This window comes from Thalassolituus marinus (assembly GCF_020320395.1).
GTDB classification, from domain to species: domain Bacteria; phylum Pseudomonadota; class Gammaproteobacteria; order Pseudomonadales; family Oceanobacteraceae; genus Venatoribacter; species Venatoribacter marinus.
In genome coordinates, this window is record NZ_JAEDAH010000009.1 from 22,855 (window position 1) to 49,172 (window position 26,318).

Genomic DNA, 26,318 nt, shown 5'->3' on the forward strand with positions numbered 1-26,318 from the left:
GAGTACGGCGGTTTTTCAGCGGCTTCGGCATCAGGCTGGGAGCAGCGCTCCGCCCATCGCATCTTTCAGCTTTTTCATGGCGTTTTTTTCCAGCTGGCGGATACGCTCAGCGGACACCTGATAAACAGCTGCCAGATCGTGCAGGGTTGCTTTTTCTTCCGCCAGCCAGCGCTGTTGCAGAATCGCGCGGCTGCGCTCATCCAGCTGTGACAGTGCATTGTGCAAACGGTCGTTGGCATCCTGCTCAAAGTTATCAGACTCAACCAGACGCGCCGGGTCCTGGCTGTGGTCTTCGAGATAGTGGGCTGGTGCCTGCCATGCGGTGTCGTCATCTTCATCGACGCCAGCATCAAATGCCGCATCGTGAGCATTCAGGCGACCTTCCATCTCGAACACTGTTTTGGTTTCCACGCCCAGATCTTCAGCGATCGAGCGGGCTTCATCCTGGCTCAACCAGCCAAGACGTTTTTTCTGACTGCGCAGGTTAAAGAACAGCTTACGCTGGGCCTTGGTAGTGGCCACTTTAACGATGCGCCAGTTACGCAGAATGAACTCGTGAATCTCCGCTTTGATCCAGTGCACCGCGAATGAAACCAGACGCACACCCACTTCCGGGTTGAAACGCTTAACGGCTTTCATCAGTCCCACGTTGCCTTCCTGGATCAGGTCACCCTGATTCAGACCATAACCGGAATAGCTGCGGGCAATATGAACCACAAAGCGCATGTGCGACATAACCAGACGGCGTGCTGCCTCCAGATCTTCGTGATAATGGAGTCGTTCCGCCAGCTCACGCTCTTCTTCCGGCGTCAGCACGGGAATCGAGTTCACCGTCGCGACATAGGCTTCGAGATTCGCTCCCGGGCTCAGTGCATTAACGGCTTGTAAACCTTTGTTCATCGAACACTCCTGAATTGCCAATCGGGCTCACTATCCGCCCGAACGCGAATGAGTGTAGCACCTGCAGGATATGACATCCAACGGCCAATTAAGTTCCTTTACGGAACAATACATTCCTGACTTAACACCGACATAATGCCGCTTTCTGAGGTCCGCCGATGGCGGTTATAAGGCGGCCTGAGCCCACAGCATCAGGCCGATAAACAGCAATCAGGGTTCGATCTGATCGAGATGGCGGCTCACCGACCACCAGGCACCAAGCCAGCCGAGTAGCATAGCCGACAACAGTAACGACAGTGCCGCAGTCGCCGACAGTGGCTTCAGTTCAAAGCCGGAACCGTACAGATCCGCCAGATTGGAGACCGGGCCATTAAGCAACAGCCAGCAGATAATCAGCATCAGCCAGGCCAGCAGACCGCCCACCATGCCGTACCACAAACCGGTATACAGAAACGGACGGCGCACCCAGGCATTGGTACCGCCCACCAGTTTTACCACACGGATTTCATCCACCCGCGCGGCAATAGCCAAACGTATGGTGTTGCCGACCACCAGCAGAATAGCCAGCGCCAGTAACAGCCCCAGCACCCAGATCAGGCGCTCAGCCAGTGCCAGCATCGCCAGCAGACGTTCGACCCAGGCCATATCCAGCTGTACCGAATCCACCAGCTGATAATTCTGCAGTTTCCCCACCAGCACGGACAGTTGCTGCTGACTCACACCCAGTGGCGGCTCCACAAGAATGACCGATGGCAGTGGGTTTTCTGGCAGAAATTCCAGCGCTGCCTGCAAACCGCTGTTGGCACGAAAATCATCCAGCGCCATATCAGCATCAATCAGTTCAGTGCTGCTGACGGAATCCAGCGTCTGAATACGACGTTCCAGCTGCTGCGCCTGCTCGACTTCCGTTCCCGGTAACAGGTACAGGGTGATGCGGCCGGATTCCTGAAAGCGGCCACTGAGCTGTTCCATATTATCCAGCGCCATCCACAGCGCACCAGGCAGAGTCAGAGCGATGGCGATCACCATCCAGGTCAACAGACTACCCAGCGGGTTGGCCAGCAACCGGATGAGCGTTTCCACCGCCACCAGCTGATGGTTGGCAGCCCAGGCACTGAGTTGTTTACGGGTATCAACGGACTGCAGCGAAGCGCCAGTGGCAGCGGTTTTAGGCTGACGGTTATCAGACATACTGACCTCCGGCGATCAGTGCGTCTTCGTGCAGCTGACCGTGATCGAGAATCAGACGGCGATGGCCGAGGCGTTCCACCAGTGCGATATCGTGGGTGGCAATCAGCACGGTAACGCCCACCTGCTGAAAGCGCATAAACAGATTCATGATTTCGGCCGACAGCTCCGGATCGAGGTTACCGGTCGGTTCATCCGCCAGCAGCAGCGGTGGTTTATTAACAACGGCACGGGCGATGCCCACACGTTGTTGTTCACCACCGGAGAGTTCAATCGGATTGCGTTTTTCCATACCCAGCAGGCCGACTGAGTCGAGCGCAGCACGCACCCGGCGGCCAGCTTCCGCCGGGGTGTAACCGGCAATCTGTAAAGGCAGGGCAATATTGTCGTAGACGCTGCGGTCAAACAGCAGTTGGTGATTCTGAAACACCACACCGATTTTGCGGCGCAGGTAAGGCACCTGACCGGCGCGCAGCTTGCCGAGGTTAAGACCATCGACAAACACCTGACCACGGCTCGGGTGTTCCATCTGCATCATCAGTTTCAGCAGGGTACTTTTTCCGGCACCACTGTGTCCGGTGAGAAAGGCAAATTCACCGCGATCAAGTTCAAAGCTGACGCCGCTCAGTGCTTCCTTGCCGCCCGGGTAGCGCTTGCTGACCCGGTCAAACCGTACCATGGGGTTGCCTGTACTCATGGTGCCCGCTGTCCTCGCTGTTCTTCTTATGCGGCGGTTTATCCGCCGTTATTCGGCTTCACGCTGAAACAGTGCGCGAGTGAATTCTTCCGCGTTAAATGTTCGCAGATCATCGATGCCTTCGCCGACACCAATGTAACGCACCGGCAGACCAAACTGCTGCGCCAGCGCGAAAATAATACCGCCCTTGGCGGTGCCATCGAGTTTGGTCAGGGTAAGGCCTGTTACGCCCACCGCCTGCTGGAACTGTTTCGCCTGATTAATGGCGTTCTGACCGGTACCGGCATCCAGTACCAGCATCACTTCATGCGGTGCACTGTCATCCAGTTTCTTCATGACCCGCACAACCTTTTCCAGTTCCTGCATCAGGTTGTCTTTGTTGTGCAGTCGGCCAGCCGTATCGGCAATCAGGATGTCAGCCTTACGTGCCTGCGCCGCTTGCAGCGCATCGAACAATACGGATGCCGAGTCGGCACCGGTATGCTGCGCAATCACCGGCACATTATTGCGCTCGCCCCATACCTGCAGCTGCTCAACAGCCGCCGCACGGAAGGTATCACCAGCAGCCAGCATGACACTCTTACCCTGACTCTGAAACTGCTTGGCCAGCTTACCGATGGTGGTGGTTTTACCCACACCATTAATACCAACCATCAGGATCACGTACGGCTTGTGGCTGGCATCGATTTCCAGCGGTGCCTGCACGGCATTCAGGGTGTCCTGCAATTCGGAGATCAGCGCTTCGTACAGCGCATCAGAGTCTTTCAGCTCTTTGCGTGACACACGATCCGTCAGACGCTGCATGATGCTCTGGGTCGCTTCAACGCCCACATCCGCCATGATCAACTGGGTTTCCAGCTCTTCCAGCAGATCTTCATCAATTTCTTTTTTGCCCAGCAGCAGATTGGCCAGACCATCGGTCAGACCGCTGCGGGTTTTGCTCAGTCCCTGACGAATACGGGCGAAAAAGCCCGGCTTTTTACTGTCCTGATTATCCAGCGGCTTATCTTTTACCGCAGCCAGCTCAGCACTGAGTGCCGGCGCTTCGCTGGCAACCGCTGCCTCTTCTGCCACTTCAGGCTGAGGCGTTTCTTCGGCCTCTTCAGCGAGCGCTTGCTCTGGTTCAGGTTCAAGGTCTGCCGCTGGCTCAGCGACCACGGCAGCTTCAGCAATGGCCACTTCCTCAACGGAGGTGTCTTCAGGGTCAGCAACTTCACTGCTTTGCGCCTGCTCCGCTAGCTGCTCTTCAGCCTCAGCGGTTTCCTGCGTTTTCTTCTTGCGCTTAAAAAAATCGAACATCGGTTACTCAGAAATCCAATCGGGGATAACAACGCACCGGCCGGGAAATGTGAACGCGCTGCAACGAACTGCAGCAGCCATGGTATTTTCTCTGGCGGTATCCGCCCGCTATCCTACCATCATTCGGCAGGAATCGCGCATGACTGCCTGATCACAGCCACCGGAGGTGTTTTCACCATGTTGCATGGATTAAGTCGTACCGCGCTGAACATAATTATCATCGTCTGTCTGCTGCTGATCAGCTGGATTCACCTGTCACAGAAAGATATCGAAAACGAACCACTGGAGCCTCTGCAACTACCGTCACTCAACAGTGGCGAATGGACGTACTGGACAAACAACGAAGGAGTCAGCGTCCTGCTACGCGCCGGAGGCAACACCGATGGCGGCTGGCTGTTGCTGCGTGGCCAGCAGAAGAGCCAGCCGTTGTTTCTGCCTGCCAGCAACTGGGCCGATGCTTTACGGCCACAACTCGCGTCCTTGCCCGGCAAAGAAGAAGCCGCAGCTGTCGTAATCAGCGGTCCGTGGCCAGTATCCGAGCAGCAGGCGATGGCAGCGCTGGTGATTCAGCAGCAACAACTGCATGGCGGCAATGGGTCGCGCCAACACTGGGACAGCTGTCTGCGTCAGCACAGCGCAGGTGCTTTGTGGCTGGCCGATCAGTTGTCATTGCCATGGTACAAACTGGCACAACTAACCCGGAGCCAGGCCGAAACACTCTCGCCGCCGGCCCGTACAGAGTGGGCGGACTGGCGCCTGCAACGCAGCCGTGAATTGCGCCGCCAGTGGCAGGATGAACAGGGGCTGATCGACATTCAGGCCGATCTTGCCTACCATCGCCTGCCCGATGGCACCTACCAGGCACTGTATCAGTCGCTGGCCGATGCCCAGAAAACCGAAGTAACCGAGGCAATGCATTGCCTGCCGTCACAACAGGGTTCCCCGAATGAGTAAACATGCCTCCCACCAGCTGCGTATTATTGGTGGTCAATGGCGTTCACGCCGACTGCGCTTTCCTGCCGTGGATGGCCTGCGCCCGACCCTGGACCGGGTACGTGAAACCGTTTTCAACTGGCTGCAGTTTGACGTCGAAGGCGCGCGCATTCTTGATGCCTTTGCCGGCAGCGGGGCACTGGGTTTTGAGGCGCTGTCACGCGGTGCCAAAGAAGTGATATTTCTGGAAAAGAACGCCAGCGCTGCACTGCAGATAAAGGACAATCTGAAGCTACTGGAAGCACACAATGCCCAGGTATGGGCAGGGGATGCACTGCTGTGGATGGAGCAGAACCCGGAGCCTTTTGATCTGGTATTCCTCGATCCGCCTTTTCACAAAGACCTGCTGCAGCCAGCCATCGACAAACTGGAATTGTTGCCCGGTGCGCTGATTTACATTGAGCACGAAGCCACGCTGAAGCCGCAATTTCCTGCTAACTGGGCGGAAAAGAAAAACAAGACGACCAAGGAATTCACCTTCCGTCTGTTTCAGGTACTGGCCTGAGGTCAACCGCCCGGCATCAGTTCGCAGGCGCGCAACGTTGCCTGCCAGGCCTGAATATGACGCTGATTCGCGGCCAGAAAAGCCGCGCGCGCCTGATGCACCGCCGCCAGCCATTGTGTAAACGCTGGCGGTAACACCGTCCCCTGCATACGTTGCTCAATAACCGTCAGACGTTCCAGCAACTGTCGACCCGCACGGTCGGTGCGAGCCAGATAAGGTTGCACCCGCGCAGCATAAATTTTCACAAACACATTATTCAGAATCTCGGCCTTTGGCGTTCGCCGCCCCATCGGGCACAAAGGCCGTTGCTGCTGGCGCTGCTGTAAAAGCGCGGCAACATCATTAAGAGTTCGGGTCAGCAGCCACTGACTGGCTAACCAGCGGCCGGCACTTTCCGACAACAGCAAAGCCTGCAACCGGGCTTCCATAGCACTGGTTGTCGGCCACTGCAGACGTTCAATCGCCAGACCTTGCGCCAGCGCGTAATCGAGTGCCTCCAGACCATGCTGCAGATGCGCATCATCCGCGTCCTGCCAGTCGAGAGGCGCTGCTGCCGTTGCAGTAAAAGCCTGCCATTCAAGTCCACTAAACCAGGCGTTCCACCAGTAGTGCATACGTGCGGCCTTCTTACTGGCCAGCGCCTGCGCCAGTTTATCCGCAAGCGCGGCATCCTGAGCGCGCAGTGTCTGCACGCATTGCGGGCCATAACGCAGAATATCCAGCTCATACGGCAGCGTCTGACTGGCAGCTGCAACTTTCGCCAGCGAGGTGTTTTTTTCACTGACGGCCGCCGCCATTCGGCATTCAGACAGCGACAGATATTCCAGCAGATTGAGTGCCGAGTCGGGCAAGGGCAGACGGTTATGCACCGCGGCAGCGCGGTTTACCCGTGGCGGCGAGGCAGAGGTGGCAGGACTGAGCTCTAACACCCGCGCAACCCGCTGCTGATAATCCTGCAGCTGGTCGGTCGGGCTCTTTGTGCAGCCGCACAGGAGTGCGGCAAGAAACAGAAAAAGGGCTGCGTCAGCGGCTGGCCAGCCAGGCCGGCCGTGGCATATAGCGACGTTGCAGTTCATTCATCACATCCTGATACTCGGCTGTGAGGTACGGCCGCTCCAGAGCGAACACCTGATAAATACCACCCTGCAGTAATTCCGGCGAGATAGCATCCGCTTCGTCATTCAGCAGGTTGCAGCGCAGGAAAGAGAACCAGGAGGTCACCACAATCCAGGTATTCAGCGCCAGTCCGGCAATGTCTTCCTCACTGGCAGCAATAATTCCAGCCTTTTCCAGACCGGTAAAAATCGCCTCTACCCGCTGCAGGCAAAGACGAAAAAAATCGCGATAGCGGGCATGCAGTTCGGCATCCGCCAGCAGCAGGTGCTCCATATCACGGTGCATGAAACGGTAGTCCCACAGCCCATTAAATACACCCTGCAGATAATTCAGCTTATCCAGTGGTTGCAGCGCACGATCGGTCGGCACCTGCAGAATATTCAGCACCCTTGCCTCATAGCGTTCAAACAGAGCGAAAATAATGCCCTGCTTGTTCTTGAAATGGTAATACAGGTTACCTGGCGAAATGCCCAGATGGGCAGCGATGTGATTGGTCGTTACTTTGCGCTCACCCTGCTCATTAAACAGTTGCAGACTGGCGTCTAAAATTCGGTCTTTTGTGCTCATAGCTGCGCATTATCGCCGGTTGTGGAACAAAGTCATACAGCTGGCCGCAAATGCCACACATCCGTCATTGACCTTGACTCGAAATCTTTTAGAGTAAACACTCTAGACATAATTAGAATAATTACTCTAACCCAGATTTTTCCGGATAACACCCCCAGCTGAGGATTCCGATATGGTCGCTACCGTAACCAGCATTCACGCTCCTGATCAGGAGCTGGCGCGCATGACATCCCTGTTCCAGCAACAGCAGCAGGCGTTTCGCCAGCATCCGATGCTGCAGGCCAGCGAGCGTATTGCCGATCTTAAACGCCTGAAAGAAGCCGTACTCAGCTATCAGGACGAGCTGGCGACCGCCGTAAATCAGGATTTCAGCTGCCGTTCGAAAGATGAAACCCAGATCGCCGAGATCATGACTTCCGTACACGGTATCGACTACGCCATCAAACACCTGAAAGGCTGGATGAAACCGTCACGTCGCCAGGTGAGCATGCTGTTTGCACCGTCCCACAACCATGTGATGTACCAGCCACTGGGCGTGGTCGGCATTATGGTGCCATGGAACTATCCGATTCAGCTGGCGATCCTGCCGCTGGCGACGGCACTGTCCGCCGGTAACCGCGCCATGATCAAAATGTCGGAATTCACTCCAGCCACCAACAAAGTGCTGCAGAAAATGCTGGCCAGTATTTTCAGTGAACAGCAGGTAGCCGTGATCGAAGGTGAAGTGGAAGTTTCGTCAGCCTTTGCCGAACTGCCATGGGACCACCTGGTGTTCACCGGTTCAACCGCCGTCGGCAAGATCGTGATGGCGGCAGCAGCGAAAAACCTGACACCGGTTACGCTGGAACTGGGCGGTAAGTCACCGGCGATTATTGCTCCGGGTGCCAACCTCAAAGACGCAGTCGAGCGCATCTGTTTTGGTAAGTCACTGAATGCCGGTCAGACCTGTATTGCACCGGACTACATTCTGCTGCCAGAGGGCCAGCAACAGGCGTTTATTGATACCTATAAAGCCACCTTCGCACACATGTACCCGAGAGTTCGCGACAATGACGACTACACCGCCGTGGTCAACGAGCGACAGTTCCAGCGTCTGCAATCCTGGGTTGCCGATGCGAAAGAGAAAGGTGCCGACATCACGGTGGTAAACCCAGCCAATGAAGACTTCTCCGGCACCCGCAAAATGCCACTGCACATTGTGCAGAACGGCAGTGCTGACATGAAGGTGATGCAGGAAGAACTGTTCGGCCCGATTCTGCCGGTGGTGCCATACCGTTCGCTGGACGATGCCATCGACTACGTTAACGATCGCGATCGTCCGCTGGCGCTGTACTTTTTCAGCTACGACAAAGGCCAGCAGAAGAAAATTCTGGAACGCACTCACGCCGGTGGTGTATCCATTAACGACACCCTGATGCACATCGCCCAGGATGACATGCCATTCGGTGGCGTCGGCCCATCCGGCATGGGTCACTACCACGGCAAGGAAGGCTTCGTTGCACTGTCTAAAGCCAAAGCGGTACACCGTAAAGGCAAATTCAACAGTGGCCAGTTCATCTACCCGCCATACGGTGGTGCTATCCAGTCTCTGATCAAAAAAATCTTCATCCGCTGAGACCTGACATGCTGAAAATAACAACAACAAGACGCGGGTTTATGCAGCTGGGCACCGCCTCAGCTGCCGCCCTGACTGTGGGTGGATCGCTTGCTGCACTGACCGGTTGCAGCAAAGCACCTGCCGCCAGCGGTTATAAAGTATTGCGCGAAGGCGACGTTCGTTTCTTCCGTGCCATTGCCCCGGTAGTGCTCGACCAGAGCTATCCGGGAACCCTGGGCGAGCAGGCTCCCGAACGCCTTCTGCACAGCCTTGACCGCCTGATCGGCACCCTGCAGGACTATGCCCAGAGCCAGCTGCTGATGCTGCTTGATGTCATGCAGGTGGCACCACTGCGCGCCGCTATGGGGGCACCATGGGCCGACTGGGAAAAGGTGTCCCATGCCGACATTGATGCCTTTATGCAGGACTGGAAAAGCAGCAGTATCCAGCTCAAACGTATGGGCTACGGCTCTCTCTGTAAGCTGCTGACCATGTGCTGGTACAGCCAGCCTGAAACCTTTGTCACCACCGGCTATCCGGGACCACCGAAGAAAATCCCGGCCTGAGCACCATTACAGAGAGAATAAACATGCAGAATACAGAACAACGTCAGCCTCATGTGCCTGTGGTGGCTGGCATCTCCGACCCGATTCTGGAAGGTATCAGCAACGGCTGGAACGTCCATGAGTCGACCGATCTTGCCGATGGCACCCTGCTGGAAGCCGATGTCATTATTATTGGCACCGGCGCCGGCGGCGGCACCTCCGCTGAAATCCTGTCGAAAGCCGGTTTTCGCGTACTGATGCTGGAAGAAGGCCCGCTGAAAAGCACCAATGACTTCCGCATGGATGAGCGCGAAGCATACCGCGACCTGTATCAGGAAAGTGCAGGCCGCATGAGTAAGGACGGCGCCATGTCGATCCTGCAGGGCCGCTGCGTGGGTGGAACCACGGTGATTAACTGGACGTCCAGTTTCCGTACACCGGAACCAACCCTGAATTACTGGGCGGATGAATTCAAGGTCGCGGGCTTCAGTAAAGATGACATGGCCCCCTGGTTCGAACGCATGGAAGAGCGCCTTAACGTGGCTCCGTGGCAGGTGCAGCCAAACGAAAACAACTCCGTTCTGGCGCGTGGTGCGACCAAGCTGGGTATCGACTGGCACCAGATTCCGCGCAACGTAGCAGGCTGCTGGAACCTGGGCTTCTGCGGTACCGGTTGTCCGACCAACGCCAAGCAATCGATGCTGGTTACCACTATTCCGGAAGCGTTGAACAACCAGTCGCAACTGGTTTACAGCGCCCGTGCTGAACGCCTGATTTTTGAAGGCAGTAAAGTCGCAGGGGTCGAAATCACGGCGCTGGATAAAGACTATCAGCCAAGTGGTAAAATGCTGCTGGCGCGTGCCCCGCATGTCGTCATGGCCTGCGGCGCCATTAACGGTCCGGCATTACTGTTACGCTCCGGTGCACCCGACCCGCAGAAGCGTATCGGTAAGCGTACCTTCTTCCACCCGACCACCTTCTGCTTCGCCGAATTTGATCAGTTGATTGACCCCTATTACGGCGCGCCACAGTCCATCTACTCCGACCATTTTCAGTGGCTGGAAGTGAGTGGTAAGGCTGGCTATAAACTCGAAGTACCGCCACTGCATCCGGGGCTGACCTCCGTGCTGCTAATGGGTCATGGCCATAAGAACTTCGCCGATATGGAAAAACTGCCAAACCTGCACGCCATGATCGCGTTACTGCGTGATGGTTTTCACCCGCAGAGTGAAGGCGGCAGCATTGAGCTTGCTGGCGACGGCACGCCGATTGTCGATTACGAAATCAACGATTACCTGTGGGATGGTGTGCGCCGCTCATGGCTGACCATGGCAGAAATTCAGTTTGCCGCCGGTGCCAAAGCGGTTCGTCCTTCGCATGTGGATGCACCCTGGTATCACAGCTGGGAAGAAGCGCAGAAAGGCATTAATGCGCTGGAGTTCCGCTCCAATGCCTTTACCGCAGGTTCTGCTCACTGCATGGGGGGTCTGGCGATGGGTGAAGACAAGAACAAGTGCATGGTCGACAGTGACGGTAAATATCACTACCTAGACAACCTGTACGTGTTTGATGGCTCAGCCTTCCCGACCAGTATTGGTGCCAATCCGCAACTTTCGATCTACGGCATGGCCTGCAAACAGGCTAATGCACTGGTGGAAAAACTCAGAAGCGCTCAGGGCAAAGCCTGATCCCTCGCACTGAGCAGAACAGGCGGGGTTCTCCCGCCTGTTTTATATTACCGAACACCTATATCTATAAAAGGAATATAATCGCGCCCGAGTTATAACGATAATAGCGGCTGGAGCGCGCGGGCTGACACTGGAATCCCTGTCAGGCCATATATTAATAGCTGTGTAATGCGCAGATATAAGAATACTTCTTATTTCAGTGATAGCAGGCTTTGATATAAGGCAATATAGCCCGGAACTCATATAGATATCTTTGCCATTTAATTGGCAGCGATCTGTGTTTTGTTTACTATGCGCCGCTCTAACCGCCCTTGAACAGGTCTTGCTATGAACATTGTTGTTTACCCGGGAACCTTCGATCCGATCACCAACGGCCACACCGATCTGGTGGAGCGTGCGGCCCGGATGTTCGATCACATCATTGTGGCGGTGGCATCAAACCCGAAAAAGAAACCAATGCTGGAGCTGGAATCACGCGTTGATCTGGCCAATAAAGTATTGGGTCATCTGGCGAACGTTGAAGTCGTTGGGTTTGATAACCTGCTCGCGGATTTTGTCCGTGAGAAAAACGCTAATGTGATTCTGCGTGGTTTGCGTGCGGTATCGGATTTCGAATACGAATTCCAACTGGCCAACATGAACCGCGTACTGGCGCCGAACGTTGAGAGCATGTTCCTGACGCCAGCAGAAAAGTATTCTTATATTTCATCTACCCTTGTGAGAGAGATCGCATCCCTCGGTGGCGATGTCAGCAATTTCGTACATCCGGAAGTTGCTAGTGCCCTGAAGAAGTGCGTCGCCCAATAACGTCCCTGACGGAGGTAAGTCATGGCTCTGATTATTACTGACGAATGCATCAACTGTGATGTATGTGAACCAGAATGTCCTAACGAAGCGATTTCTGCTGGTGAGGAAATCTACGTCATCGATCCGGCTAAATGCACCGAGTGCGTAGGTCACTACGATGAGCCACAGTGCCAGCTGGTATGTCCGGTTGACTGCATCCCACAGGATGACAACAACATGGAAACCCAGGAAGAACTGGAAGCGAAATACGAAAAGCTGACAGGCAAAAAAATCGCCTGATGCCGGTTTCGCAGGCGGTTGCACCTGAGAGAGCACTGCCACACACTAAGGCCTCCTGACACGGAGGCCTTTTTTATGTCCGCAGCATGGCGACATCTGACAGCACTCACGCTCACCCTCTGGCTTGGTGCCTGCAGCCAGACAACGCCGGATAGCATCAGCAACACGCCAGCACAAAGTGCCATTGCCAGTGCCCATCCAGCCGCGACCGAAGCCGGCATGGCAGTGCTGCGCGAAGGTGGTAATGCCTTCGATGCCGCCATCGCCGTTGCTGCCAGTCTCGGTGTGGTTGAACCCTACAGTGCAGGTCTGGGCGGCGGTGGATTCTGGCTGCTATACGATGCCCAGCAGAAAAAATATCGCTTTATCGATGCGCGGGAAAAAGCGCCACTGGCCGCTCACCGCGACTACTACCTTAATGACGACGGCACGGTTGATCGCGACCGCGCAGTCAACGGCCCCGGTGCTGCGGCTATTCCCGGTCAGGCAGCCGCTTTTGCTCATATCGCCAGTCACTACGGTACGCTGCCACTGGCGCGCACTCTGCAAGCCGCAATTGACCAGGCGCAGAACGGCTTCGCCGTCGATGACCACTACCGCATGCTGATGAACTATCGCCTGCAGGCGGTGCGGCGCTATCCCCACAGTGCCTCTGTTTTTCTTGATAACAATGAGATTCCTCAGCAAGGCTATATTCTGCGGCAGCCGGATCTGGCCGCGACGCTGCAGCGCCTGGCAAAGCACGGGCACGATGGCTTTTACAACGGAGAAACCGCACAGCGCCTGCTGAAAGCCGTAAAACAGCACGGCGGCGACTGGCAGACTGAAGACCTGAGAAGCTATCAGGTCATTGAGCGCGAGCCCTTGCGCGTCCGTTTTGGCAACACCGAAGTCATCAGCGCTCCCCCGCCCTCATCCGGTGGCATCGCGCTGATCCAGATGCTGAACATGCTCAGTCAGACTCACTGGCGGACACTGGATAACATTGCGCAAACCCATCTGCTGGTTGAGATCATGCGCCGTGCCTACCACGATCGTGCCCGGTTCCTTGGTGACCCGGATTTTGTCGACGTACCGACCGAGCAACTGATATCAGAACAGCACAATGCGCAATGGCTCAGTAGTGTGCGCATGGACCAGGCGACACCAAGTCTCAGCCTGAAAGGCCCGGCCAATATTTCTGAGGGTTTTCACACCACGCATCTGTCAGTCATAGATCAGGCGGGCAACATGGTGTCAGCCACACTGAGCATCAACCTGCCATTCGGCTCCGCCTTTACCGCCGCAGGCACCGGCATTTTACTGAACAATGAAATGGACGACTTTTCTGCCGCGCCCGGCGCCGCCAACGCCTACGGACTGACCGGCAACGAAGCCAATGCGATCGCTCCGGGTAAACGGCCATTATCGAGTATGACACCGACCATCGTTCGTTCACCGCAGCAAACAGCCGTTATCGGTACCCCCGGAGGCAGCCGTATCATTACCATGGTGTTGCTGGGCACACTCGAACATTTGCAGGATAAACCGGTTGATGACTGGGTTAGCCGCAAGCGTTTTCACCACCAGTATTTACCGGATGTGATTCAGCACGAACCGGATACGTTCAGTAGTGAGGAAAAAGCAGCTCTGCAGGCTCTGGGTCATCAGTTAAAGGATGTCGGCCGCCGCTACGGCAACATGCAGGCCATCCTCTGGGATCACGAGAGCCGGCAGGTCAGCGCCGCCTCAGATCCACGCGCCATCGGTCAAGCCAGTATTGAGCCCTTATGATTCTGTTCTATCTGAAAAAAGTGATCGGCATGCTGCTGATGCCAATTCCGCTAACCCTTATCGGCCTGATTTGCGGGCTGCTGCTGATGCGCCGTCGGCCATTCGCTGGCAAAGGACTCATCCTGCTGTCGACAATCTGGCTGGCCGCCACCAGCTGGCATCCTGTTGCCGATCAACTGCTGGCGCCCTTTGAGGACGACTTCCCGCTATTCAATATTCAGCAACCAGTCGCCACCGTGGTGGTACTGGGCGGCTGTCATCACTCATCTGATCAGGTTCCGGCAGCGGCACAGCTGTGTTCGTCGTCGCTGTTTCGCCTCACCGAAGGCCTGCGTATTCTGGCTGCCAACCCACAGGCACGGTTGTTTGTATCTGGCTATGCCGGCAGTGATTCACGCGCTCATGCGGATGTGATGGCGGACATCGCCATTGCCATGGGTGTCGATGCGGCAAGCATCAAAACCTTCCCGGCCGCACGCGATACCGAGGAAGAAGCTCAGTTAATGGCCCCGCTACTGGGATCAGAGCCGTTTGCACTGGTCAGTGAAGCCTCCCATCTGCCACGTGCGATGATGTTTTTCACAAAACAGGGGCTCTCCCCCATTGCTGCACCGGCAGTAAAATTCAGTGCTGAGCATTCGGACTGGCGTATTGAGGCTTCTGCCGCGTACAAGAGCGAGCGCGCTATGTATGAAACGCTGGGCAGACTGTGGCAGGCGGTTAAACCCTGAAACAAAAACGGGAGGCCCTGGCGGAACCTCCCGTTGCGATAACCCTGATGCCGGGTCTCAGAACATATAGCTGATGTTCAGATCCAGCGCATCGAGGCTGACATCAAAGTTTTTGTCGGTATCTTCCAGTTTGTAGCTGGTGTATTCCAGACCAACGCGGAAGCTGTCACCCAGGTCACCGTCCACACCAACACCCCAGAGGAAGTCGTTGCCGGATGAATTCGTGGTGGCACCACCATCAACATCGGTTTCTGCCGTCCAGTGATGCAGGCCCAGCTTAAACATCAGATCCATACCGCCGAATATTTCACGGCCAAAGCGCGAAACAATCTGATAGGACTTAGCGGTCGTTGTGGTGGTCGGCGTTAAGTCATCCAGCTCAATATCGCCCAGATAACGGCCACCGATCATCACATCAAAGCGGCTCTCGTCGCTCAGCTCAAAATGAGTACCCAGATAAACACCGTAATCCGGACCAGTGCCCGATTCATCGCCGGCATCCAGATTGGCAACACCACCACTGAGCATCACAAAGTTGCGGATGTCCTTGCCGTCGCCTTCACGCAGGTTGCCAACTTCGTTTTCGATTTTGCCGCAGCCGAGGCAACGGACAAAGGCCGCCTGCAGTGGCGTTACCACCAGAGCTTCAGCCGCTTCGTCCGCATTTCCACCCAGCAGGGTAAATGGCAGAGTGGCGCCATACACCAGCGCGCCGGCCTGAGAAAGTACAAAGTACAGAGGACGTGCCACCACGGCATCGGCGACCATTGCACCGGCGCTTGGCGTCTCATCAATCCTTTCTGCGCTGGCGAGGGAGCTAACGCCCAGCAACGCAGTAGCCACTGCAATCTTCAGTGGGTTCCGTAATGCCGTCATCAGTTGCATTGTCCTTCCTCTTAATATGCAAATGTGAATAGTCTGAATATATCAGCACCTGTGCATAAGGTCACGGGGCTGTCTGTGCACCACGTCTGGTTCCTGCAAGCTAATTGCCTTATCGCTGGCAGGATGGGCAGTAAACTGTCGCGCGCTGCCCCTGACGGATTTCCTTCAGGGTCGTATTGCAGAACTTACATGGCTGTCCGCCGCGTCCGTATACAAACAACTGCTGGGCAAAATAACCAGGTTTGCCATCACCGCCAACAAAGTCGCGCAATGTCGTTCCACCCTGTTCGATTGCCGCCGCCAGTACCGTCTTAATTTCTGCCACCAGCCGCTCATAGCGCTGCTTACTGATTTTGCCCGCCGCGGTCTGCGGACGAATACCCGCTTTGAACAAACTTTCATTAGCGTAGATATTGCCGACCCCAACCACGACTTTGCCGTCCATGATAAAAGTCTTAATCGCCTGACTCTTACCACGCGAGCGCTGGAACAGATAAGCCGCATCGAAAGCATCCGACAGAGGCTCAGGGCCGAGATGGGTCAGATGTTCACTGTCCGCACCCGGTGCAACCCATAACAAGGCTCCGAAGCGGCGCGGGTCGTGATAACGCAGCACCTTACCATTCGAGAGCTGCCAGTCGATATGATCATGACCGCCGGGATCCTCGCTGGCTTCCACCAGCCGCAATGACCCCGACATGCCGAGATGCCAGATGGCCGTACCTTTCGCCGTTTCAACCAGAATGTATTTTGCGCGACGACTCAGCGAAACAACCTTCTCGCCTTCCAGAGAGTGGATCTCGTCACTTACCGGCCAGCGCAACTTAGGCTGACGCACAATGATTTTGCTGATGATCTGATCTTTCAGCCAGGGCTCAATACCACGCTTGGTGGTTTCGACTTCCGGTAACTCAGGCATAACATCCGCCGTTTCAGGACTATGAATACTGACGTGGATTATTAGGGATCAGCTGAAAATGACAAGCAGGCATCAGGCGTCCGGCGTCCGGCGTCCGGCGTCCGGCGTCCGACTTACATTCAGCCATAAAAAAACCCGGCCGGAGCCGGGTTTTTCAAGAAACCGGAATCAATTACTTGATCTTGGCTTCTTTGTACATAACGTGCTTGCGAACAACCGGATCAAATTTTTTGATCTCGAATTTTTCTGGCATGTTACGCTTGTTTTTGTCTGTAGTGTAGAAGTGACCGGTACCGGCACTGGACACAAGACGGATCTTATCGCGTGGCATAACTGGTCTCCTTAGACTTTCTCGCCGCGTGCACGCAGCTCGGCCAGTACTGCATCGATACCTTTCTTATCGATGATGCGCATACCCTTAGTGGAAATACGCAGACGTACAAAACGGTTTTCGCTCTCTACCCAAAAACGATGGTATTGCAGGTTAGGCAGAAAACGGCGCTTGGTTTTGATGTTGGAGTGGGAAACGTTGTTTCCTACTACAGGACCTTTGCCTGTAACTTGGCAAACCTTAGACATTTGATCTTCGCCCCGATTCTTAACTGTATCGAAATCTGTAAATTCGTTACCAACCGTGGGCGTTAGTCACCTTGTTAGGATGACCTTGGACGACCCTGGCTGAAATGAGCTGCGCTTTATACCAAAACACCTGACAGGCCGCAAGCGAAAGGTCGTTTTTTATACGAATAAGCCGCTGTTGAGTGCCTTCTTATAGCCATCCTCGTTCAGCGAAGGAAACTGCATAGCCATCTCCTATTACAAGATGATCCAGCACCCGTATATCGACCAGCCCCAGCGCCTGCTGCAATCGATCAGTTATTGCCCTGTCGGCCTGACTGGGCTCAGCGACCCCGGACGGATGATTGTGCGCCAGGATTACGGCCGCAGCACCCTGAGCCAGTGCCTGCTTCAGCACCTCGCGCGGGTACACGGCAGCGCCATCAATGGTGCCGCGGAATAATTCCTGATATTTGAGTACCCGATGCTGACTATCCAGAAACAGACAGGCAAATACCTCGTGACTGAGGTCGCGCATCTGCGCCTGCAGAAAACGCCGGGTCAGTTCAGGGCTGGTCAGTGCATCGGTGCGTTGTAACTCTTCCGCAAGATGACGGCGAGCCATTTCCAGCACCGCCTGCAGCTGCGCATATTTGGCGCTACCCAGGCCCAGCGGCTGACAGAAAGCTTGCTGATCAGCAGTCAACAGGCCACGCAAACTGCCAAAATCGACGAGCAGGTCTCGCGCCAGATCTACCGCACTCTTTCCTTTAACACCGGTACGCAAAAAAATCGCCAGTAGTTCCGCGTCGGACAATTGCTGTGCGCCGCGGCTAAGCAGCTTTTCACGCGGACGCTCCTCCGCAGGCCAATCCGTAATCGCCATGTAACCTCCCTGTCACAGCGCTGCAGAAGGCGCACTTTTTACAGTTAGCACCCTCTGCTGAATTTCGTATAACTTCCCTTTATACTCAGAAGCATTCTAGTCAGCCCGAAAGCCGCCATGCAACAGCTCACAAACAAACGCATTCTCCTCGGAATCACCGGCGGTATCGCCGCCTACAAATCTGCAGAACTGGTCCGTTTTCTGAAAAAAGCCGGCGCCGATGTGCGCGTGGTGATGACCAATGGCGCGATGGAATTCATTACACCGCTTACATTGCAGGCTCTGTCCGGCAATCCGGTACACCATGAATTACTCGATTCTGATGCTGAAGCTGGTATGGGGCACATCGAGCTGGCGAAGTGGGCAGACCTGATGCTGGTCGCCCCGGCGTCGGCAAATTTTATCGCGCGCCTGACCCAGGGCATGGGCGACGACCTGCTGACCACCATCAGTCTGGCCACTGAAGCGCCGCTGGCACTGGCGCCAGCCATGAATCAGGCCATGTGGCTCGATCCGATTACTCAGGCCAACATCGGTCGTCTGATCGACCTTAAAGGCAGCAAACTGTTCATGTTTGGCCCGGCCGAAGGCGGTCAGGCCTGCGGCGACACAGGCCCGGGACGCATGCTTGAGCCAGCGGACATTGCAGAGCGCGCAGCCAGCTTATTTGAGAGCGGCTCACTGACGGGCGCCCGTGTGGTAATTACCGCCGGTCCGACACGGGAAGCAATTGATCCTGTGCGCTATATTTCTAATCACAGCTCCGGAAAAATGGGATACGCGCTGGCCGAAGCGGCGCGCGATGCCGGAGCCCAGGTCACTCTGATCAGTGGCCCGGTGAACCTGCCAGCACCGGAACGTGTACAGGTAATCGATGTTGTCAGCGCCCGCGATATGCTGGAGGCCTCGCTGGCACGCATGGGTCACTGCGATATTTTTATCGCCAGCGCCGCCGTTGCCGACTATCGCCCGTTATCGCCAGAAGCCCAGAAAATCAAAAAGAGTGGCGAAACCGTTGAACTGACGCTGATTAAAAACCCGGACGTAGTGGCCACTATCGCCGCTCATGAACAGCGTCCATTTACGGTTGGTTTTGCCGCCGAGACACAGGATGTAGACAGTTATGCCAGAGGCAAACTGGTTGCCAAGAAACTCGACATGATCGTTGCCAACGATGTATCCCGCAACGACATTGGCTTTAACAGTGATATGAACGCTGTGTCTGTGTTCTGGAATGAAAACCAGCAGAGCTTTGCACCAAGGAGCAAAACCGGCCTGGCTATCGAACTGATTGAACTGATTGCACACCGCTATCAGCACTACAATGACAACCCCCGGTCAGAGGCCGAATAAGGAACAAAATGCAAAAGTTACAGGTAAAACTGCTCGATGAACGTCTGGGCAACAGCATCCCGATGCCAGAATACGCAACCACCGGATCTGCTGGTCTGGACCTGCGTGCCTGTCTCGATGCACCACTGACTCTGCATCCTGGTGAAACCCAGCTGATTCCTACCGGCATGGCCATCTACATCGAAGACCCATCGCTGGCAGCCATGATTCTGCCGCGTTCAGGGCTGGGCCATAAGCACGGTATCGTACTGGGCAATCTGGTCGGGCTGATCGACTCCGACTATCAGGGCCAGCTGATGGTCAGCTGCTGGAACCGGGGCAAAGACAGTTTCACCATCGATATTGGTGAGCGCATCGCGCAGCTGGTGCTGGTACCTGTGGTGCAGGCAGAGTTCAGTATCGTTGAAGAATTTAAGGAAACCGAACGCGGCGCCGGTGGCTTTGGCCATACCGGACGTGGCTAAGCCCGAGGCGGTTTAAAGACCCGGGATATAACAATAATCCGGCGCAGAGAAAGGCATTACTGCGCCTTCCGAGAAAGGAAGCTTTATGAGCGCCAATGCCCGCGCCCCGAAGCGGACCATCATCATGTACAGCCGGATTACCATCTGGCTGGCGCTGTTATTCATAACAGGCGGGATGGCGGTCCAGAGTCTTCAGGTCAACCTGTTCACCCAGTCGGATGTCGACCGGGCCTTCACCGAAGCCATGGCCGAACAGATGAGCCATGCATTACGAACCCGTCTTGACGATACCCGTCGACTGCAAAGCGCCGCCAGTAATCACCCGCTCACAGTTCAGGCACTGGAGATGAATGACGTCCAGTGGCGTTCAACCCTGCGCCAGTTCCTGCCAGGTGTCACCAGCCTGAAACTGATCCGACGCAGTGATGCGATGGGACTGCAGCTGACTCATGGTTATGCCGTTCAGGAACTGGTCAGTCGCACGCTGAATGGTGCCGACATGCGTATGGAAGCGGTGATGCGGGATGGCGAACTGCACTTTTTCTGGGCTTCGCCGATCCGCAACGACATGAAGCGCATCGTTGGAGTCCTGCTGGCAGAATACGGCTCCGGCTGGCTGGCACAGTTCCAGAATGCCACTACCCGCAATATGGGCCAGGTGGTGGTCAACCAGTTTGTTGGCAACGACCGCACCTCGGGGCTGGAAATCTTTCGCATGGGCAACACTCCCAAGCGTCAGGGCACCGTGGTCACCCAACCCATCAACGACTACTGGTACCTGACCTATGTGGCCGCCGACGAGCGCCCGCAGCTCAGTCTTGTGCCACTGGTGACGCCGTGGATTGTGGTGCTGATTGCAACGCTGCTGGGACTATTCCTGATGGTGGGTATGCAGAAGCGGGACATCCTGCGCAATCAGCTGAAGCTGCTGACTTACGTTCGCACACTGAGCCGCAAAGGCATCGATGAACGACCACAGTTTACCCTGCAGGTATTTCATGAAGTAGCTGACGCCATGCAGCACCTGATGAATACCATGCGCCCGCTGGCATCGTCCGATGCGGGAAAGTCACCAGCCCAGAGAGAACGAATGGACATATCTCTGCAGCAGCCACGCAAGGTCGCAACACCTCGTAAAGCTACTGCACAGGAGCCACTCTCTGGGCTGATGGTAGAAGAACTGGATCATGAAGATATACCGGCCATCAGTCCGGGCATCTTCCGCGCCTACGACATCCGCGGGGTCGTTGGCCAGGATCTGACCACAGAGAGTTGCTACTGGATAGGCCGCGCGATTGGCGCAGAAATCAAAGAACGTGGTTTCAGTAAGCTCAGCCTGGCCTGGGATGGGCGTCATTCCAGCCCGGAACTGGCGTCCGAGGTCAGCCGCGGGGTTACCGATGCCGGCTGTGACATCATCCACCTCGGCGCTCAGCCTACCGGCTTGCTGTACTACGCCACCCATCAGCTGGATACCCCCTGTGGTGTGGTCGTTACCGGCAGCCATAACCCGGCGGAGTTCAATGGCCTTAAGGTCGTTATTGATCAGCAACCACTGGCGCAGGACGCGCTGATGGCACTGTACCACCGTATTGCCCGCCAGGACCTGCCGAAAGGCCTGGGCCAGGTGGAAGAGCGCAATATCGAAGATGACTACATCGAACGCATTGAAGGTGATATCCAGATCAGCCGCGACCTGAAAGTGGTGGTCGATACCGGTAACGGCATTGCCGGGCCATTGATGCAACGCTTGCTCGAGCAACTGCATGTCGAAGCAGAGTGCCTGTACTGCGATGTCGATGGTTCTTTCCCGAATCATCATCCCGACCCATCCGAACCTGCCAATCTGAAGGCACTGCAGGACGCAGTGGTAGCTCAGGGTGCAGATCTGGGACTGGCGCTGGATGGTGACGGTGATCGGGTTTATCTGGTGGATAACCTCGGTAAGATCATCTGGCCGGATCGTATGCTGATGTTGCTCGCAGAAGACGTGCTGCCACGTAATCCTGGCCGCGACGTCATCTACGATGTTAAGTCGTCACGCCATCTGGCAGCACTGATCAGTCGTCATGGTGGTCGTCCGACCATGTGGAAAACCGGCCATTCACTGATGAAGCAGAAGATGCACGCATCCAATGCAGTAATCGGTGGCGAGTTCAGTGGTCATTTCTACATTGCCGACCGCTGGTACGGCTTCGACGATGGTCTCTATACGGCCGCTCGTCTGCTGGAAATTCTCAGCCAGCACAGTGACAGCGTCAGCGAAGTCTTTGCAGCCTTGCCTGAAGATGTCAGCACGGCGGAAATCAATATTGATACCGACGACGTGCGCAAATTCAGTCTGATCTCAGAACTGGCGGCAGACAGCGAGCTTACGGAAGGGGCTCGGGTCCTGCCGATTGACGGACTGCGCATCGAATTCAGTGATGCCTGGGGTCTGGTACGGGCGTCAAACACAACCCCACGCCTGACCCTGCGCTTTGCCGGAAATGACGACGCGGCAATTCAGCGTCTGCAGCTACGAATGAAGCAGGCACTTACCCGTCACGCGCCGGAACTCAAGGTTCCGTTCTGACCTTCTGCTCAATTCTCATTGGCGGGCGCCGCGAGGATAACGTTATAATGCGCCCCCAATGAGAGTTCTTCTCCTGTCCATGTTCAACTCTGCTCAGCAAGGAGCCATGCCATGCCACTGACGCGTGAAAGCGCTGTGAATGCCACCAAGGTACTCAGTGAAGCCCTTCCTTATCTGCAACGCTTCGTCGGCAAGACCATCGTCGTGAAATACGGCGGCAATGCCATGATCGACGAAGAGCTGAAGAACAGCTTCGCGCGCGACATGGTGATGCTCAAACTGGTTGGTATTAACCCGATTGTGGTTCATGGCGGCGGTCCACAGATTGGCGAACTGCTGGAAAAACTGAACATCGAAAGCCGTTTCGTAAACGGTATGCGCGTCACCACCACCGAAACCATGGACGTGGTTGAGATGGTACTGGGCGGCCTGGTAAACAAAGACATCGTCAACCTGATCAACCAGAACGGCGGTAAAGCCATCGGTCTGACCGGTAAAGACGGCCAGCTGCTGCATGCGCGCAAACTGCACGTAACCAAGAGTTCTCCGGAGCTGGAAAAGCCTGAAATCATCGACATTGGTCACGTTGGCGAAGTATCACGCATCAATACTCAGGTGCTGGACATGCTGACACACAGTGACTTCATTCCGGTGATTGCACCCATTGGTGTCGGTGAAGATGGCTCCTCATACAACATTAACGCTGACCTGGTAGCCGGAAAAGTGGCTGAAGTTCTGCGTGCCGAAAAGCTGATTCTGCTGACCAACATCCCCGGCCTGATGGATAAGGAAGGCAAGGTTCTGACCGGCCTGACCACTCAGCAAGTAGATGACCTGATTGCCGATGGCACCATCTACGGCGGTATGCTGCCGAAAATTCAGTGTGCTCTGGACGCGGTGCATTCCGGCGTGACCAGTGCTCACATTATCGACGGTCGTGTTGCTCACTCCACACTGCTCGAGCTGTTTACCGATGAGGGTGTTGGTACCCTGATCACTAACCGCCGCAGCTGACGGAGACACGCATGAGCGACAACTCAGAAAAAATGTCCCGCCGTGATCAGATTCTGCAGGCGCTGGCACATATGCTGGAAACCAATCCGGGAGCCCGCATAACCACTGCCAGCCTGGCCAAAGCGGTGGGCGTCTCTGAAGCCGCGCTGTACCGGCATTTTCCGTCCAAGGCGAAAATGTTTGAAGGACTGATCAGCTTTATCGAAGAAACGATCTTTACCCGGGTAACACGCATCCTGCAGGATTTCGACAGTGCCGAAGCGCGCTGCGAGAAAACACTGACGCTGGTGCTGACCTTTGCTGAAAAGAACCCTGGCATGTGTCGCCTGCTGTCTGGCGATGCGCTGTCCGGCGAAACGGAACGTCTGCGCCAGCGCATACACCAGTTCTTCGAACGCATCGAAACCCAGTGCAAACAGATTCTGCGTGAAGCTGAAATGCGCGAAGGCAAAGTGCCACAACAAACCGCAAGTGCTGCAGCCAACCTGCTGACCGCGGTACTGGAAGGACGCATCCGCCAGTACGTACGCAGCGAGTTTGCCGCCCTGCCAACCCAGTACTGGGATGAGCAATGGCAGATGCTGGCGCCAACATTACTGCGTGAAAAAAATCTGACCTCTCTGGCCTGATCTCCAGAACTGACAGACACAAAAAAGCCGGCTGAATGCCGGCTTTTTTGTGTCAGTTAAACGCCTGATCAACTTTATCCAGATCAACGTCTTCATCCAGCGTGCCCGGTGGATACACCTGCATAATACGCACGCGTTCATACTGGTCAGCAAACTCGCGGGTTATCTCCACTTTCTCTTGCTGACGAGCCTTGATGTTGTCTTCTGAATCGCGAATACCGTTCTGCAACTGCACAATCTCAAGACGCATATCAGCCGGAACTTCCTTACCACGACGCTCGAAGTTAGCCGCTCTGCCCTGAGCTTTTTCCAGCTTATCCTCAAGGTCGGTGATACGACGGCGCTGCAACTGAATGTAGGATTCAATTTCATCGGCCTTACGCTGACGCGCTCGCTCGACGTCTTCCGGCTTGGCGTACAGCCGCAACAGATCCATATCTTTGCGACGCTGATTGCTGATGGCTTCCTGGCGGGCTTTCTTTGCCGCTTCTTCAGCACGACGCTGCGCCAGTTCCTCTGCCGTCGGCGCACGCTCGACCGAGCGAATGACCATACCCTGACCGTTCAGCACCTCATAACCAAGATGACTGTATTCTGCCGGCACGTGATCCTTGATCACGACCTTGCCGTCGACGTTGAAGCGGTACAGTTTACTGGCATGGCTGACAGAAGAGAGCAAAAGCCCCAGGACTGCCAACAGGCCGAGCGCCGATTTCATATTCAGGAAACTCCGTATTGATCCCGATAAGCACTGATTGCTGCTGCGTACTGCTTCAGCTCAGGCTGTTCAGACACGTAATCCAGCACCTGGTTCAGTCCCACAATGCTGATCACCTTCATGCCGAAGTCACGCTCAACCTCCTGAATAGCAGACAACTCACCCTGACCTTTTTCCTGGCGGTCGAGGGCAATAAGTGCCGCAGCAGGCGTAGCACCTTCGGCATTATTAATCATAGTCATCACTTCACGAATCGCCGTACCGGCAGTGATCACATCATCAACAATCAGCACACGTCCCTGCAGCGGTGCACCCACCAGATTACCGCCTTCACCGTGGGTTTTGGCTTCTTTGCGGTTAAACACGTATGGCATGTCTTTGCCATACTGATCCGCCAGAGCCACGGCCATTGTCGCCGCCAGAGGGATACCTTTGTAGGCCGGGCCAAATACCACATCATACTCAACGCCAGAGTCTTCCAGCGCCGCGGCATAGAAACGGCTCAGTTTGGCCAGCGCACCACCGGAGTTAAACAGACCAGCATTGAAGAAATATGGGCTGACACGCCCGGATTTGAGAGTGAACTCACCAAAACGCAGAACACCCTGAGCGATGGCAAATTCAATAAATTCTTTCTGATAGGCTTGCATACGATACCTGAATGACTGGCTCCGGCACGCTGGCAGAACTTACCTATACTGTTCTGTGTACCGGGCATAATTGTTCCGGGTGCTTCCTGCCAGATTTACCCGCTTTCCTGAGGATGGGGTATGATACACGCTTCACCAGTTGGGAACCATTTATGAGGATCATCAGTTTACACGTCAACGGCCTTCAGCAGGCAGTCGAAAAAGGTTTATACACCTGGCTGCAGAGTGCGGATGCCGATGTGGTAGCCATTCAGAATCTAAAAGCAAAAGAATATCAGCTGCCAGACTCCGTCGTGTATCCCGAAGGCTTCAATGCATACTTTTTTGATGCCGAAGCGGATAACTACTCCGGAGTAGCGATTCTCACCCGCGAGATCCCCAAGGCCATTATGACCGGCCTGGCTTTCCCTCAGTGCGATATGCAGGGGCGTTATATACAGGCTGACTTCGATCACGTCAGCGTGGGCTCCATCCTCTTTCCAGCGGTTGATGAACACAACTCACTGGAAGATAAACTGGCTTTCCAGAAAGCCTTTCTCGATCACCTGAATAAAAAACCCGACGCAAGCGTCGTGAGTTTATTTTCTGCGGTAACTTCGAAGCGGCGCATAAAACCGTTGACCTGTCTGACTGGCAGGGCAATCAGACAACCCCCGGCTTCCTGCCGGAAGAGCGCGCCTTCTTCGATCAGATGTTTGGTCCTGCCGGTTATGCCGATGCATTCCGTGAAGCTAACTTCGGTGAAAACCAGTTCACCTGGTGGCCGGATGAGGAAAGTGCGCGCCGCAACATTAATGGCTGGCGTAAGGACTACCAGATCTGTACACCGGGTGTGCGCCAGTTCGTGGTGGATGCCAAACTCGATACCAATCTGCGCTTCGGCGATCACGCTGCAGTGATGGTGGAGTACGAGTTCGAGGAGGAGTAAGAGTAGCGTCGGACAAGAGAAGCGTCAGACGTCCGACGCTTCTTTGCTGAGCAT

The 26,318-nt window shown here is 55.4% G+C and carries 28 protein-coding genes; 15 read left to right on the top strand and 13 right to left on the bottom strand.

What is annotated here, in order from left to right; all coding sequences use genetic code 11:
* Nucleotides 1-30 precede the first annotated feature (30 nt).
* From rpoH to ftsY, 4 genes are all read right to left on the bottom strand, one after another.
* Nucleotides 31-900 (bottom strand): RNA polymerase sigma factor RpoH, encoded by an 870-nt coding sequence (gene rpoH, locus I9W95_RS02215; RefSeq protein WP_225671395.1) that lies wholly within the window; start codon nucleotides 898-900, stop codon nucleotides 31-33.
* 210 nt (nucleotides 901-1,110) lie between these two features.
* Nucleotides 1,111-2,091, bottom strand: a complete 981-nt coding sequence (ftsX, locus tag I9W95_RS02220; protein WP_225671397.1) for a permease-like cell division protein FtsX — start codon at nucleotides 2,089-2,091, stop codon at nucleotides 1,111-1,113.
* Nucleotides 2,084-2,767, bottom strand: coding sequence for a cell division ATP-binding protein FtsE (gene ftsE / locus I9W95_RS02225; RefSeq protein ID WP_225671474.1), 684 nt, complete (start codon nucleotides 2,765-2,767; stop codon nucleotides 2,084-2,086). The genes ftsX and ftsE overlap by 8 nt, the downstream gene beginning before the upstream one ends.
* A 66-nt stretch (nucleotides 2,768-2,833) precedes the next feature.
* Nucleotides 2,834-4,084: a signal recognition particle-docking protein FtsY gene (gene ftsY / locus I9W95_RS02230; protein ID WP_225671399.1), complete on the bottom strand. Its 1,251-nt coding sequence runs from the start codon at nucleotides 4,082-4,084 to the stop codon at nucleotides 2,834-2,836.
* A gap of 177 nt (nucleotides 4,085-4,261) precedes the next feature.
* Between ftsY and I9W95_RS02235 the strand changes: the two genes are divergently transcribed.
* Entirely contained in the window at nucleotides 4,262-5,038 is a 777-nt protein-coding gene (locus tag I9W95_RS02235; protein ID WP_225671401.1) for a hypothetical protein, read from the top strand.
* Nucleotides 5,031-5,582, top strand: a complete 552-nt coding sequence (gene rsmD / locus I9W95_RS02240; RefSeq protein WP_225671403.1) for a 16S rRNA (guanine(966)-N(2))-methyltransferase RsmD — start codon at nucleotides 5,031-5,033, stop codon at nucleotides 5,580-5,582. The genes I9W95_RS02235 and rsmD overlap by 8 nt, the downstream gene beginning before the upstream one ends.
* Nucleotides 5,583-5,584: 2 nt before the next feature.
* On the opposite strand, the gene I9W95_RS02245 is transcribed toward rsmD, so the two are convergent.
* Together I9W95_RS02245 and I9W95_RS02250 are read right to left on the bottom strand one after the other, a co-directional pair.
* Nucleotides 5,585-6,658 carry a DUF3080 family protein gene (locus tag I9W95_RS02245; RefSeq protein WP_225671405.1) on the bottom strand — a complete coding sequence of 358 codons (1,074 nt, stop codon included), beginning with the start codon at nucleotides 6,656-6,658 and terminating at the stop codon, nucleotides 5,585-5,587.
* The gene (locus I9W95_RS02250; RefSeq protein WP_225671407.1) at nucleotides 6,606-7,265 is read right to left on the bottom strand and encodes a TetR/AcrR family transcriptional regulator; all 660 of its coding nucleotides are present in this window, start codon (nucleotides 7,263-7,265) and stop codon (nucleotides 6,606-6,608) included. The genes I9W95_RS02245 and I9W95_RS02250 overlap by 53 nt, the downstream gene beginning before the upstream one ends.
* Nucleotides 7,266-7,437: 172 nt before the next feature.
* On the opposite strand from I9W95_RS02250, the gene I9W95_RS02255 reads away from it, so the two are divergent.
* The 7 genes from I9W95_RS02255 to elyC all read left to right on the top strand — a co-directional run bounded on the left by I9W95_RS02255 (nucleotide 7,438) and on the right by elyC (nucleotide 14,685).
* Nucleotides 7,438-8,880, top strand: coding sequence for a coniferyl aldehyde dehydrogenase (locus I9W95_RS02255; RefSeq protein WP_225671409.1), 1,443 nt, complete (start codon nucleotides 7,438-7,440; stop codon nucleotides 8,878-8,880).
* Between the two features lie 41 nt (nucleotides 8,881-8,921).
* Entirely contained in the window at nucleotides 8,922-9,428 is a 507-nt protein-coding gene (locus I9W95_RS02260) for a hypothetical protein (RefSeq protein WP_225671411.1), read from the top strand.
* Between the two features lie 23 nt (nucleotides 9,429-9,451).
* The gene (locus tag I9W95_RS02265) at nucleotides 9,452-11,095 is read left to right on the top strand and encodes a GMC family oxidoreductase (RefSeq protein WP_225671413.1); all 1,644 of its coding nucleotides are present in this window, start codon (nucleotides 9,452-9,454) and stop codon (nucleotides 11,093-11,095) included.
* A gap of 327 nt (nucleotides 11,096-11,422) precedes the next feature.
* On the top strand, nucleotides 11,423-11,902 hold the full coding sequence (coaD, locus tag I9W95_RS02270; protein ID WP_225671415.1) for a pantetheine-phosphate adenylyltransferase: 480 nt from the start codon (nucleotides 11,423-11,425) through the stop codon (nucleotides 11,900-11,902).
* Nucleotides 11,903-11,923: 21 nt separating this feature from the next.
* A complete protein-coding gene (locus tag I9W95_RS02275) occupies nucleotides 11,924-12,181 on the top strand; it encodes a YfhL family 4Fe-4S dicluster ferredoxin (RefSeq protein WP_225671417.1) in 258 nt (85 codons plus the stop codon).
* Between the two features lie 75 nt (nucleotides 12,182-12,256).
* A complete protein-coding gene (gene ggt, locus I9W95_RS02280) occupies nucleotides 12,257-13,954 on the top strand; it encodes a gamma-glutamyltransferase (RefSeq protein ID WP_225671419.1) in 1,698 nt (565 codons plus the stop codon).
* Nucleotides 13,951-14,685, top strand: a complete 735-nt coding sequence (gene elyC, locus I9W95_RS02285) for an envelope biogenesis factor ElyC (RefSeq protein ID WP_225671421.1) — start codon at nucleotides 13,951-13,953, stop codon at nucleotides 14,683-14,685. The genes ggt and elyC overlap by 4 nt, the downstream gene beginning before the upstream one ends.
* A gap of 57 nt (nucleotides 14,686-14,742) precedes the next feature.
* On the opposite strand, the gene I9W95_RS02290 is transcribed toward elyC, so the two are convergent.
* The 5 genes from I9W95_RS02290 to radC form a co-directional block, all read right to left on the bottom strand.
* Nucleotides 14,743-15,570 carry an outer membrane beta-barrel protein gene (locus tag I9W95_RS02290; RefSeq protein ID WP_225671423.1) on the bottom strand — a complete coding sequence of 276 codons (828 nt, stop codon included), beginning with the start codon at nucleotides 15,568-15,570 and terminating at the stop codon, nucleotides 14,743-14,745.
* A gap of 109 nt (nucleotides 15,571-15,679) precedes the next feature.
* Nucleotides 15,680-16,489 carry a bifunctional DNA-formamidopyrimidine glycosylase/DNA-(apurinic or apyrimidinic site) lyase gene (gene mutM / locus I9W95_RS02295; protein ID WP_225671425.1) on the bottom strand — a complete coding sequence of 270 codons (810 nt, stop codon included), beginning with the start codon at nucleotides 16,487-16,489 and terminating at the stop codon, nucleotides 15,680-15,682.
* A gap of 172 nt (nucleotides 16,490-16,661) precedes the next feature.
* On the bottom strand, nucleotides 16,662-16,820 hold the full coding sequence (rpmG, locus tag I9W95_RS02300) for a 50S ribosomal protein L33 (RefSeq protein WP_225671427.1): 159 nt from the start codon (nucleotides 16,818-16,820) through the stop codon (nucleotides 16,662-16,664).
* An 11-nt stretch (nucleotides 16,821-16,831) separates the two neighbouring features.
* Entirely contained in the window at nucleotides 16,832-17,068 is a 237-nt protein-coding gene (gene rpmB / locus I9W95_RS02305; RefSeq protein WP_225671429.1) for a 50S ribosomal protein L28, read from the bottom strand.
* Between the two features lie 190 nt (nucleotides 17,069-17,258).
* The gene (radC, locus tag I9W95_RS02310) at nucleotides 17,259-17,933 is read right to left on the bottom strand and encodes a RadC family protein (RefSeq protein WP_225671431.1); all 675 of its coding nucleotides are present in this window, start codon (nucleotides 17,931-17,933) and stop codon (nucleotides 17,259-17,261) included.
* Between the two features lie 117 nt (nucleotides 17,934-18,050).
* On the opposite strand from radC, the gene coaBC reads away from it, so the two are divergent.
* From coaBC to slmA, 5 genes are all read left to right on the top strand, one after another.
* On the top strand, nucleotides 18,051-19,286 hold the full coding sequence (gene coaBC, locus I9W95_RS02315) for a bifunctional phosphopantothenoylcysteine decarboxylase/phosphopantothenate--cysteine ligase CoaBC (protein WP_225671433.1): 1,236 nt from the start codon (nucleotides 18,051-18,053) through the stop codon (nucleotides 19,284-19,286).
* An 8-nt stretch (nucleotides 19,287-19,294) separates the two neighbouring features.
* The gene (dut, locus tag I9W95_RS02320) at nucleotides 19,295-19,750 is read left to right on the top strand and encodes a dUTP diphosphatase (RefSeq protein ID WP_225671435.1); all 456 of its coding nucleotides are present in this window, start codon (nucleotides 19,295-19,297) and stop codon (nucleotides 19,748-19,750) included.
* An 85-nt stretch (nucleotides 19,751-19,835) separates the two neighbouring features.
* Nucleotides 19,836-22,325 (top strand): phosphomannomutase/phosphoglucomutase, encoded by a 2,490-nt coding sequence (locus tag I9W95_RS02325; protein ID WP_225671437.1) that lies wholly within the window; start codon nucleotides 19,836-19,838, stop codon nucleotides 22,323-22,325.
* Nucleotides 22,326-22,436: 111 nt separating this feature from the next.
* Complete coding sequence (gene argB, locus I9W95_RS02330; RefSeq protein WP_225671439.1) at nucleotides 22,437-23,339, top strand: acetylglutamate kinase; 903 nt, start codon at nucleotides 22,437-22,439, stop codon at nucleotides 23,337-23,339.
* An 11-nt stretch (nucleotides 23,340-23,350) separates the two neighbouring features.
* Entirely contained in the window at nucleotides 23,351-23,968 is a 618-nt protein-coding gene (slmA, locus tag I9W95_RS02335; protein WP_225671441.1) for a nucleoid occlusion factor SlmA, read from the top strand.
* Nucleotides 23,969-24,020: 52 nt separating this feature from the next.
* Here slmA and I9W95_RS02340 read toward each other — a convergent pair whose 3' ends face one another.
* Nucleotides 24,021-24,686: a hypothetical protein gene (locus I9W95_RS02340; RefSeq protein WP_225671443.1), complete on the bottom strand. Its 666-nt coding sequence runs from the start codon at nucleotides 24,684-24,686 to the stop codon at nucleotides 24,021-24,023.
* Between the two features lie 2 nt (nucleotides 24,687-24,688).
* On the bottom strand, nucleotides 24,689-25,336 hold the full coding sequence (gene pyrE, locus I9W95_RS02345) for an orotate phosphoribosyltransferase (RefSeq protein ID WP_225671445.1): 648 nt from the start codon (nucleotides 25,334-25,336) through the stop codon (nucleotides 24,689-24,691).
* 691 nt (nucleotides 25,337-26,027) lie between these two features.
* Here pyrE and I9W95_RS02350 point away from each other — a divergent pair.
* Nucleotides 26,028-26,264, top strand: a complete 237-nt coding sequence (locus I9W95_RS02350) for an exonuclease/endonuclease/phosphatase family protein (RefSeq protein ID WP_225671447.1) — start codon at nucleotides 26,028-26,030, stop codon at nucleotides 26,262-26,264.
* Nucleotides 26,265-26,318 lie beyond the last annotated feature (54 nt).

What these genes read in the sequence shown, in the direction of transcription:
- argB (WP_225671439.1), top strand. Translation starts at nt 22,437, where the DNA reads ATGCCACTGACGCGTGAAAGCGCTGTGAATGCCACCAAGGTACTCAGT.
- rsmD (WP_225671403.1), top strand. Translation starts at nt 5,031, where the DNA reads ATGAGTAAACATGCCTCCCACCAGCTGCGTATTATTGGTGGTCAATGG.
- I9W95_RS02265 (WP_225671413.1), top strand. Translation starts at nt 9,452, where the DNA reads ATGCAGAATACAGAACAACGTCAGCCTCATGTGCCTGTGGTGGCTGGC.
- rpmB (WP_225671429.1), bottom strand. Translation starts at nt 17,068, where the DNA reads ATGTCTAAGGTTTGCCAAGTTACAGGCAAAGGTCCTGTAGTAGGAAAC.
- I9W95_RS02245 (WP_225671405.1), bottom strand. Translation starts at nt 6,658, where the DNA reads ATGAACTGCAACGTCGCTATATGCCACGGCCGGCCTGGCTGGCCAGCC.
- I9W95_RS02235 (WP_225671401.1), top strand. Translation starts at nt 4,262, where the DNA reads ATGTTGCATGGATTAAGTCGTACCGCGCTGAACATAATTATCATCGTC.
- radC (WP_225671431.1), bottom strand. Translation starts at nt 17,933, where the DNA reads ATGGCGATTACGGATTGGCCTGCGGAGGAGCGTCCGCGTGAAAAGCTG.
- coaBC (WP_225671433.1), top strand. Translation starts at nt 18,051, where the DNA reads ATGCAACAGCTCACAAACAAACGCATTCTCCTCGGAATCACCGGCGGT.
- I9W95_RS02260 (WP_225671411.1), top strand. Translation starts at nt 8,922, where the DNA reads ATGCAGCTGGGCACCGCCTCAGCTGCCGCCCTGACTGTGGGTGGATCG.
- ftsE (WP_225671474.1), bottom strand. Translation starts at nt 2,767, where the DNA reads ATGGTACGGTTTGACCGGGTCAGCAAGCGCTACCCGGGCGGCAAGGAA.
- slmA (WP_225671441.1), top strand. Translation starts at nt 23,351, where the DNA reads ATGAGCGACAACTCAGAAAAAATGTCCCGCCGTGATCAGATTCTGCAG.
- rpoH (WP_225671395.1), bottom strand. Translation starts at nt 900, where the DNA reads ATGAACAAAGGTTTACAAGCCGTTAATGCACTGAGCCCGGGAGCGAAT.
- I9W95_RS02340 (WP_225671443.1), bottom strand. Translation starts at nt 24,686, where the DNA reads ATGAAATCGGCGCTCGGCCTGTTGGCAGTCCTGGGGCTTTTGCTCTCT.
- dut (WP_225671435.1), top strand. Translation starts at nt 19,295, where the DNA reads ATGCAAAAGTTACAGGTAAAACTGCTCGATGAACGTCTGGGCAACAGC.
- ftsX (WP_225671397.1), bottom strand. Translation starts at nt 2,091, where the DNA reads ATGTCTGATAACCGTCAGCCTAAAACCGCTGCCACTGGCGCTTCGCTG.
- I9W95_RS02350 (WP_225671447.1), top strand. Translation starts at nt 26,028, where the DNA reads ATGTTTGGTCCTGCCGGTTATGCCGATGCATTCCGTGAAGCTAACTTC.
- I9W95_RS02290 (WP_225671423.1), bottom strand. Translation starts at nt 15,570, where the DNA reads ATGCAACTGATGACGGCATTACGGAACCCACTGAAGATTGCAGTGGCT.
- elyC (WP_225671421.1), top strand. Translation starts at nt 13,951, where the DNA reads ATGATTCTGTTCTATCTGAAAAAAGTGATCGGCATGCTGCTGATGCCA.
- rpmG (WP_225671427.1), bottom strand. Translation starts at nt 16,820, where the DNA reads ATGCCACGCGATAAGATCCGTCTTGTGTCCAGTGCCGGTACCGGTCAC.
- I9W95_RS02255 (WP_225671409.1), top strand. Translation starts at nt 7,438, where the DNA reads ATGGTCGCTACCGTAACCAGCATTCACGCTCCTGATCAGGAGCTGGCG.
- ggt (WP_225671419.1), top strand. Translation starts at nt 12,257, where the DNA reads ATGTCCGCAGCATGGCGACATCTGACAGCACTCACGCTCACCCTCTGG.
- coaD (WP_225671415.1), top strand. Translation starts at nt 11,423, where the DNA reads ATGAACATTGTTGTTTACCCGGGAACCTTCGATCCGATCACCAACGGC.
- I9W95_RS02275 (WP_225671417.1), top strand. Translation starts at nt 11,924, where the DNA reads ATGGCTCTGATTATTACTGACGAATGCATCAACTGTGATGTATGTGAA.
- mutM (WP_225671425.1), bottom strand. Translation starts at nt 16,489, where the DNA reads ATGCCTGAGTTACCGGAAGTCGAAACCACCAAGCGTGGTATTGAGCCC.
- pyrE (WP_225671445.1), bottom strand. Translation starts at nt 25,336, where the DNA reads ATGCAAGCCTATCAGAAAGAATTTATTGAATTTGCCATCGCTCAGGGT.
- I9W95_RS02325 (WP_225671437.1), top strand. Translation starts at nt 19,836, where the DNA reads ATGAGCGCCAATGCCCGCGCCCCGAAGCGGACCATCATCATGTACAGC.
- I9W95_RS02250 (WP_225671407.1), bottom strand. Translation starts at nt 7,265, where the DNA reads ATGAGCACAAAAGACCGAATTTTAGACGCCAGTCTGCAACTGTTTAAT.
- ftsY (WP_225671399.1), bottom strand. Translation starts at nt 4,084, where the DNA reads ATGTTCGATTTTTTTAAGCGCAAGAAGAAAACGCAGGAAACCGCTGAG.